At 61.9% G+C, this 8,772-nt stretch carries 7 protein-coding genes; 1 reads left to right on the top strand and 6 read right to left on the bottom strand.

Annotated features, from left to right (window positions below; genetic code table 11):
- Positions 1 to 2,166 (top strand): NADP-dependent malic enzyme (locus AC1DJO_RS10455; protein WP_477970307.1); only part of this gene is annotated, 2,166 nt, incomplete at its 5' end.
- 56 nt (positions 2,167 to 2,222) lie between these two features.
- Here AC1DJO_RS10455 and AC1DJO_RS10450 read toward each other — a convergent pair.
- From AC1DJO_RS10450 to AC1DJO_RS10425, 6 genes are all read right to left on the bottom strand, one after another.
- On the bottom strand, positions 2,223 to 2,858 hold the full coding sequence (locus tag AC1DJO_RS10450; protein ID WP_477970331.1) for a bleomycin resistance protein: 636 nt from the start codon (positions 2,856 to 2,858) through the stop codon (positions 2,223 to 2,225).
- Between the two features lie 131 nt (positions 2,859 to 2,989).
- Positions 2,990 to 3,865, bottom strand: a complete 876-nt coding sequence (gene olsB, locus AC1DJO_RS10445) for a l-ornithine N(alpha)-acyltransferase (protein WP_477970305.1) — start codon at positions 3,863 to 3,865, stop codon at positions 2,990 to 2,992.
- 104 nt (positions 3,866 to 3,969) lie between these two features.
- Positions 3,970 to 6,231: a PAS domain-containing hybrid sensor histidine kinase/response regulator gene (locus AC1DJO_RS10440; RefSeq protein WP_477970303.1), complete on the bottom strand. Its 2,262-nt coding sequence runs from the start codon at positions 6,229 to 6,231 to the stop codon at positions 3,970 to 3,972.
- A gap of 55 nt (positions 6,232 to 6,286) precedes the next feature.
- A complete protein-coding gene (gene lspA / locus AC1DJO_RS10435; RefSeq protein ID WP_310293286.1) occupies positions 6,287 to 6,790 on the bottom strand; it encodes a signal peptidase II in 504 nt (167 codons plus the stop codon).
- A complete protein-coding gene (locus AC1DJO_RS10430) occupies positions 6,787 to 7,644 on the bottom strand; it encodes a TrmH family RNA methyltransferase (protein WP_477970300.1) in 858 nt (285 codons plus the stop codon). Before AC1DJO_RS10430 ends, lspA begins: the two co-directional genes overlap by 4 nt.
- Positions 7,641 to 8,726, bottom strand: a complete 1,086-nt coding sequence (locus tag AC1DJO_RS10425; RefSeq protein WP_477970298.1) for a class I SAM-dependent methyltransferase — start codon at positions 8,724 to 8,726, stop codon at positions 7,641 to 7,643. The genes AC1DJO_RS10430 and AC1DJO_RS10425 overlap by 4 nt, the downstream gene beginning before the upstream one ends.
- Positions 8,727 to 8,772: the final 46 nt, after the last annotated feature.

Below are 8,772 nucleotides of genomic sequence, written 5' to 3'. Positions count from 1 at the left end.
ACACAGCGTGATCTCTCATTGGCCTATTCGCCTGGTGTCGCCGTTCCGGTCAAGGCGATCGCCGCCGATCCCGCCACTGCCTACGACTACACGACGCGCGGCAACATGGTGGCCGTCATTTCCAACGGTACAGCCATTCTCGGTCTCGGTAATCTCGGCGCTTTGGCGTCCAAGCCGGTCATGGAAGGCAAGTCGGTGCTTTTCAAGCGTTTCGCCGATGTCGATTCCATCGATCTTGAAGTCGATACCGAGAATGTCGACGAGTTCATCAATTGCGTCCGCTTCCTCGGCCCGTCCTTCGGCGGCATCAACCTCGAAGATATCAAGGCGCCGGACTGTTTCATCATCGAGCAGCGCCTGCGCGAGCTGATGGACATCCCGGTCTTTCACGACGACCAGCACGGCACCGCGATCATCGCCGCCGCCGGCCTGATCAACGCGCTGGAGCTGACCGGCCGCGACCTGAAGACCACCAAGCTCGTCTGCAATGGTGCGGGTGCCGCCGCGATCGCCTGCGTCGAACTCATCAAGGCGATGGGCTTTGCGCCCGAGAATATCGTGCTCTGCGACACTAAGGGCGTGATCTACCAGGGCCGCACCGAGGGCATGAACCAGTGGAAGTCGGCCCATGCCGTTAAGACCAAGGCCCGCACGCTGAAGGAAGCGATGAAGGGTGCCGACGTTGTCTTCGGCCTGTCGCAGAAGGGTGCCTTCTCGGAAGACATGATCCGCTCCATGGCCGATCGGCCGATCATCTTCGCGATGGCGAACCCGGATCCTGAAATCACCCCGGAAGAAGTCGCCCGCATCCGCGACGACGCGATCATGGCGACCGGGCGCTCGGATTATCCGAACCAAGTGAATAACGTCCTCGGCTTCCCCTATATCTTCCGCGGCGCGCTCGATGTTCGCGCCACGACGATCAACGACGACATGAAGATTGCCGCCGTCAAGGCGCTCGCCAGTCTCGCCCGCGAGGATGTGCCCGACGATGTCGTTGCCGCTTATCAGGGCAATCGCCCGCGCTTCGGCGCGCAGTACATCATCCCGGTCCCCTTCGATCCGCGGTTGATCTCGGCGATCCCGGCCGCCGTTGCGGAGGCTGCGATTGAAAGCGGCGTGGCCCGCAAGGTCATCACCGATATGGAAGGCTATCGCCGCGAGCTCTCCGCCCGCCGCGATCCGATCGCCTCGACGCTGGCAAGCCTCTACGAGCGCGTCCGCCGCCGTCCGAAGCGTGTGGTCTTTGCCGAGGCGGAAGAAGAGCAGGTGATGCGCGCAGCACTCTCCTATGCCAACCAGCAGCTCGGCACGGCAATCCTGCTTGGCCGCGAGGACCTGATCAAGGCAACGGCCGAGCGCGCCGGCATCGATCTCAACCGTCCCGGTCTGGAAATCGTCAACGCCCGCATCTCGACCCGCGTCGAAGCCTATATCGACTATCTCTATGCCCGCCTGCAGCGGAAGGGCTACCTCCACCGCGATGCACAGCGCCTGATCCACAACGACCGCAACCATTTCGCGGCAACCATGGTGGCGCTCGGCGATGCCGACGGCATGGTAACGGGCATTACCCGCAATTACTCTACCGCGCTGGAAGACGTCCGCCGCTGCATCGACGAGAAGCCCGGGCACCGGGTTATCGGCGTATCGCTGGTGCTCGCCCGTGGCCGCACCGTCTTCGTTGCGGATACCGCCGTCCATGACATGCCGACGGCAGAGGAACTTGCCGATATCGCCGAGGAAGCCGCTGGCCTCGCCCGCCGCATGGGCTACCAGCCGCGCGTCGCCATGCTCGCCTATTCCACCTTCGGCCACCCCTCGGGCGAACGATCCGAGCGTGTGCGCGAAGCGGTCAAGATCCTCGACAAGCGCCGGGTTGATTTCGAGTATGACGGCGAAATGTCGGCGGACGTGGCGCTGAATCGCAAGGCGATGGAGCAGTATCCGTTCTGCCGCCTGTCCGGCCCGGCCAATGTGCTCGTCATGCCAGCCTTCCACTCGGCCTCCATCAGCACCAAGATGCTGCAGGAACTCGGCGGCTCCACCGTCATCGGCCCGATCCTCGTCGGCCTCGACAAGGCCGTCCAGATCACCTCGATGGGCGCCAAGGACAGCGACATCGTCAACATGGCGGCAATTGCCGCCTATGCGGCCGGGTCGTAAAGCGAACAGCAATGACAAGGCGGAATAGGCATGTCCGCTTTGTCATCAGTCTGTCCTCAACCCGCGAACATGATCAGGTTGCCATCGGGATCGCGCACGATGAAAGTGCGCGCGCCCCAAGGCTCCGTTTTCAGGCTCTGATAAAATGGAACGCCGGCCGCCGTATATTCCAGAAATAATGCCTTCACGTCGTCGACAGTGATCGTTGCCGAGAGCGCATCGATTTCTTGGCGCCGAAATTCAACGCTGAAGGCTGGGCTATCGACGTGCCTGATATTCAGCTTCGCAGCATCGCGGGCGACCTGGGCATAGAAGGGCGGATTGCCGTAGGCGAAGGTGGTTTCGAATTTCAGCTTATGGGCATAAAATGAAAGCGATAAATCGATGTCCCTCACGAACAGCTGAGGCTGTGAATCGATCATTCGAGGCGTTGATGCAGATTGCTGCTTGGCTGCTGAACTCATTTCGCTAAGTCCCTCTTTCAGCGCGGCCCAGCTTTCAAAGCCCTCCATGGCGGCAACCAGCTCTTGAGCATCAACCAGCTTGAACTCGGCGTTGAGGATAGCCTTGTCGTCAAGGTGCCTGAAGCGCGGGAGCCAATATCCAATTTCCGCAGCAACAGGATAATAGCGATCCTGATGCCAGCGTTTGAACTGCTTGGCTTTTTTCTTGAGGTTTTCGAAATTGGGCATGGCGCAACGTTGAAGATCGTAGGCGGGCATAGCCCAGCCGGCACCATGCCGATGCGCCCTACTGAAACGCTGACTTCAGGATGAATGTCCAACCGGGCGCCGTCAAGAGTGACGGCGCCTGCCCACTGCTATCAGCTCGCAAAACGTCCGGCGTCAGCGCCGTAGTAGTTCAGATAGCGGTCCGAGATGCTGGAGATCGGCAGGACGATCAGCACGTCGGTGGTGTTGAAGGCGTGGTCGACGACGGCGGTCGAGCCGACCATGGCGCCGAGGCGCAGATAGCCCTTGATCAGCGGCGGGAGCGCCATCAGCGCCTTCTTCGGATTCACCGCTTCCGGCGGCATCAGGTCCATGGCGCGTGCCATATGCGGCAGGGCATCGACAGCCCACTCGTCCTTGGCAACGACCGTGTGGTGCAGGAAGGAAAGCGCCAGTGCATGGCTTTCCGGATAAACGCCCGGAAACGATGCGCAACCGAACATCGCGCTGACGCCATGCTTCAGGGCGTAGGCCCAGTTGCCCTGCCAGAGAAGCTCGACCGTGCGCTTGGTGCGGTAGGCGGGCAGCACGCAGGAGCGGCCGAGTTCCATGAACTTCTTGTCGGGGTGGCGGGCGAGCAGGTCGCCGATGGCGAATTCGGAAGCCGAGTAAAAGCCACCATTCGCCATTGCGACGTCCTGCCGCAGCAGGCGGTAGGTGCCGACGATCTGGTCTTCGCTGTCGCCCTCGATCGAGCGGTCGAGAACGAGCAGGTGGTCGCAGAAGGCGTCATAGGCATCGACATCGCGCTCGCGGCGCATCGTCTCAGCCGGAAGCTGCGCGCCCATTTCCTCGACAAAAACGCGGTAGCGGACATGCTGCGAAGCGTCGATTTCGCTTGCAGTGCGGGCCAGCCGGGTTTCGAGGTTGCCGATGCGGCCGAGAACGTCGCTTTCTTTCGGCGGGGCCGAAGTTGCAGGCCGTGTGGCCTCCACCAATGTCTCACGATTCAAGGTGTCGATATCCATTGACGATTCTCCCGTTGCCGGCTCATGAGCTGCCATAAAACACTAATGTGCGACAGGAAAGTGACATCAATGTTACGGAAAAATGCAGCTGGTGTCACTCATCATCAGAGTGCTTCGGCGCGTCTTGCGGAGAGCGCGGCGACGGCCTGAACCTCGGTCAGTAGCCGGATGGGATCGATGGGCTTGATCATGACGCGGTTGGCCCCGGCGAGCAGAACTGCGCGGCGCGACTCGTCCCGCTTGTCGGCCGTCAGCACGATGACGGGCACCGGCAGCAGATCGAGCCGGCGCTCGTGACCGCGCAGGCGGCCGATCATGTCAACGCCTTCGCCACCCGGCATGGTCAGGTCGCTGATGATGATATCAGGCCTGCTGCCATTCTCCGACAGGGCGCCATCGAGCAGCGCTTCGAAGTCCTCGACATGGCGGACGGTGTGGCCGCCCTTCTCCAGCATCGCACGCACAAGCATCGCGTTGATCGGATCGTCTTCGCCAAGCAGGATATTCAGTCCGTGCTGCTGGCTGGCTTCCGGGATCGAGGCGCTGAAGCCTGGCTGATTGTCGTTCAGAGCGTCGCGCTTTTCCATGCCGCGCATGCGGCCGCGCAGTACGTCGATCAACGACTGCTCGCGCAGCGGCCGGATCAGCCAGGCGTCGAAGAGATCGAGCGCATGGGAATTGCGTTCTTCCGGATTGACGAGCAGGATCTTGCGCAGGCCGAGCACTGCAATGTCGGCGCGATCGGCAAGGTGGCTGGAGAACTCGGCCGATAGCCGATGATCGATGATGATGTCGGTCGGGCGTTGTCCGCGGCCGGCCATGTAAAGCAGCGTTTCGCGGGCGGTCTCGCCGTCTTCGACGAGGTGGCAATCGCCGCCGAGTGCGGTCACCGTCTCGGCAATCGCGGCCCGCGCCGCACCTGCCGGTGCGAGCAGCAGCACGGTGTTTCCTGCCAGCAGCCCCTTGCGCCGTCCGCGGCTTTCGTCGGTCATGCCGGCCGGGAAGCGGATGGTGAATTCGCTGCCTTTGCCTTTTTCGCTGGCAACCGTCAGCGAGCCGCCGAATTCGCGCATGATGCGGGCGGAGATCGTCAGCCCAAGCCCCGTGCCGCCGCTCTTTTCCATCATCGTTCCTCCCTGTTCGAATTCGGCAAAGATCCGCGACTGCTCCTCCGCAGTCATGCCGGGTCCGGTGTCGGTTACGGTGATGACGAGTTCGTCGTCCGTCAGGGCGGCGCGGATGAAGACGCCGCCGGCCTGGGTGAATTTCACCGCGTTGCCGATGACGTTGAACAGTACCTGGCGAAGGCGGGCCGGATCGAAGCTCATGAATTCCGGAACATCCGAAGACACTGTCGCGCCGATCTCGATATCCTTCTCATGGGCGCGATGTGCCAGCATTTCGACGACGCTTTCCAGCAATTGCCGGAGCGATTCCGATCGCGGCCGCAGCTGAAAACGGCCGACTTCGATGGTCGAGAAATCGAGCAGGTCTTCAACCAGCTGCGTTAGCGCATGGCCGGATTGGCGGATGCCGCCGATATAGTTCTGCTGCTCCTGCGTCATCTGCGCCTGGGTGAGCAGATGCGTCATGCCGAGAATGCCGGATAGCGGCGTGCGGATTTCATGGCTGACGGTGGCAAGCAGACGCGACTTTGCCGCGCTGTTGTATTCCGCCTTCTGCCGCGCCTCTTCGCGGGCCTGTGCCGTCAGGCGCTCGGCGGTCACGTCCCGGGCAACGCTCTGGATCAGCAGATTGCCGCTCGTGGGGTCGCGGGTGACGACGTCGTTCCAGACGAAGATGCGCTGTCCCTCGGGCGTCGAGATCTCGACGTCGAAGCGATGCGGTTCGGCGCCGGGGCGGAAGGCGATGCCGATTTCCTCGCAGGTCTGTCCTTCCGGTTTCAGCCGCCCGGTGAGACGCCGGAACGTCGCGTTGGCGCCAAGAATGCGCCGGTCGATGCTGCGGGTAACGGTGATATCGCCAAGCACGTCGTGGATATTGGCAAAGAGGTCTGCTGCCTCGCTTGCCGGCGCGCGTTCGTGTCCGGTCTTCGTTGCCAGACGGGAATTCGTTCTGCGGCTCGACGTTGCCGCATAGGCGATCAAAACGACAGCAATGAAGGCAAGTCCGGCGGACAGAAACAGAAAGCCGCCCGCCTGTCCGAGAAAAATGAGGAGGCAGGCCGCAATCAGACCGGCGCCACCGAGCCAATATGACACAATGCTGCGAAGCGGCCGCTTCCAGTGTTCGGGCAGTGCGTCAGCCTTGGCTTGCAGGTTATCATCCGCCGTCCGCATTGCCTGCGGTTTGGCGGGACCGAATGCAGCGGTCAATCTTTCCTGCAGTTGAGCCAAGCTTTGCATGAATGCTGGCTAACATGGGCGCTCTTCCGAATGCCTTCAGGAAAAAGCTAAAATCTTAGCTTTCGGCCTTTTTCGGTTGCAGCAACTCGTCAAGAATCACGCATCCCGCGCCGACGGTGATAAAACTATCGGCAAGATTGAAAACTGCGAACGACCATGTTTCGGTATGAAACAGGATGTAATCGATCACGTGCCCGTAGAGAAAGCGGTCGAAGAGGTTGCCGAGCGCGCCGGCAATGATCAGCGCGAAGCCGGTATGCGCGATCCAGCGGTCCTTCGCTGTGCGGTGCCACATCCAAATCACGAAGATGACAATGATCAGGCGCATTCCCACGATGAACCAGCCGTCCATACCCGAGAGCATCGAGAAGGCGACACCGAGATTGTAGGTTCTATAGAGCGCCAGCATCGGAATGACCGGAACCATCTCCTGCAGCGGCAGATAGTGGTCGACGGCGATCTTCACGGCCTGATCGAGGATCACCGCCACCACGATGAACAGAAGGATCGGCAGCGGGCGTGAAAAGAGGGCCGGGCGCAGGAGCGTCTGTTCGGTCATTTTGCCTCGGATAATGAGAGAAGGTGGCGCCGGGCCTCGAAGAGCATCACGGCGCTGGCAACGGCAAGATTGAGCGAGTCGGCGAGGCCCTGCTGCGGAATGCGGGCGAGAGCATCGGCCTGGCTGGCAAGCTGATCGGGAAGGCCGGATTGCTCGTTGCCCATCAGGATAACAACGGGCTTCTTCTTGTAGTCGATCGTGCGGTAGTCCACCGATCCGGCAAGATGCGTTGCGACCACCGAAACACCGGCCGTCTTCTTCCAGGCAATGAAGTCCTCTGGCGAAGCGCGGGTGACCGGCACGGCAAAGACCGAGCCCATGGTGGCGCGCACGGTCTCCAGCGAGAAAGGATCAGTCGTTTCACCGACAAGGATGACGCCGGAGGCGCCTGCCGCATCGGCGGTGCGAATGATCGTGCCGAGATTGCCGGGATCGCGGACGCGGTCGAGTGCGATCCAGGTTTCGCCCTGCTGGGGATGGATATCACGCAACGGCTTCCAGCGGGTCTCGAAGATGCCGACGACCATTTGCGGATTGTCGCGGCGCGTGACAGAGGAAAGCACTTTCTCGCTCACCTCGAGCACCAGCCCGCCCGAGGCGACGGTCTTTGCCGCCATCTGCTCGACCAGAGGCTTGCCCTTCGTGGCCTTGGCATAGACCAGGGTGCGGATTGTCCAGCCGAGCTCGATCGCGTCGATCACCAGCTTCAGGCCCTCGGCCATGAAGGTGCCGCTCTGCTCGCGGGTCTTCTTGTCGCTGAGCGCCTTGATGTCCTTGATGATCGGATTGGCAAGCGAGGTGACTTCCTTCACCTGGCCGACCCGGCGGGGTCCGCGATCGTGGTATTCGTTCATTTCGGCACCCAGCGCGAGAAGAGAGACGTAGAAAGCGCGCGGCCCGGCGTCTTGCCGTCGAGACCGCCTTCGCGGATCACCAGTTCGCCGGATTCGACGACGCCACCGGCGCCGCGCATCGTTTCGCGCATCAGTTCATGGATCGAATAGAAGCTGGCGCGGATCGAGTAGGCAGTCAGCACTAGGCCGACGGCCTTCGGCGACAGGATGCCGCGGCAGATGTCAAGCATCAGAGGCAGATGCTCGAAGAGGTGCCAGACCTCGCCATTCGGCCCGCGGCCGAATTTCGGCGGATCCGTCAGGATGATGTCATAGGTGTTGCCGCGGCGTTCCTCGCGCAGGATGAACTTCATCGCGTCTTCGCAGATCCAGCGGATCGGCAGCTTTTCCATCCGTCCGAGCGCTTGGTTCTCACGCGCCCAGCCGATTGCCTTCTTCGAGGCATCGACATGGGTGACTTCGGCACCGGCTGCAGCCGCCACCAGCGAGGCGACACCGGTATAGCCAAAGAGGTTCAGCACCTTGAGCGGCCTGCCGGCCTGCTCGACCTGTTCCTTCATCCAGGCCCAATGGACGATCTGCTCCGGAAATACGCCGACATGCCGGAACGACGTGAAGCGGCCGAAGAAATCGACGCCGAGCAAATGGAGTGGCCAGGTTTCGCCGAGCGCGTCCTTCGGAAAACGCCAGCGGCCGGTGCCTTCTTCATCGACGTCACCGGTGAAGGCGGCATCGACCTTTTCCCAGACGTGCTGGGGGAGTGACGGCTGCCACAGCGCCTGTCCCTCGGGGCGGATGATGCGATAGGGCCCGTATTGTTCGAGCTTCTGGCCGTTGCCGCTGTCGATCAGGTGGAAATCGCCGGCACCCAGCGATTCCAGAATGACAGGCACGCGCTCAGCCGACCGGTCGCCCGCCCGCGTCTGCAATGGCCGTTCGATAGCAGCGCTCGTGGCGGCTTCGCGCACTGTCTCGCGGGCAGCCGCGGGCTTTGCCGGGCGGTTGGGGCGCTCGTCGTTACGGCGGTGGCCGGAGGAACCGGAAGGCGTCTTTGCGCCCGGCCGGCGTTCTTTTTGTTTCAACGTGGTGTTCCGCGTCTTCAATTCGATAGAGCCCGTGCAAATAGCA

The sequence above is a fragment of the Rhizobium sp. 05N430 genome (genome assembly GCF_056396985.1).
The sequence above is the reverse complement of the archived record's forward strand: the minus strand, read 5'-3'. Positions and strand labels throughout refer to the sequence as shown.

What these genes read in the sequence shown, in the direction of transcription:
- AC1DJO_RS10450 (WP_477970331.1), bottom strand. Translation starts at nt 2,858, where the DNA reads ATGCCCAATTTCGAAAACCTCAAGAAAAAAGCCAAGCAGTTCAAACGC.
- olsB (WP_477970305.1), bottom strand. Translation starts at nt 3,865, where the DNA reads ATGGATATCGACACCTTGAATCGTGAGACATTGGTGGAGGCCACACGG.
- AC1DJO_RS10440 (WP_477970303.1), bottom strand. Translation starts at nt 6,231, where the DNA reads ATGCAAAGCTTGGCTCAACTGCAGGAAAGATTGACCGCTGCATTCGGT.
- lspA (WP_310293286.1), bottom strand. Translation starts at nt 6,790, where the DNA reads ATGACCGAACAGACGCTCCTGCGCCCGGCCCTCTTTTCACGCCCGCTG.
- AC1DJO_RS10430 (WP_477970300.1), bottom strand. Translation starts at nt 7,644, where the DNA reads ATGAACGAATACCACGATCGCGGACCCCGCCGGGTCGGCCAGGTGAAG.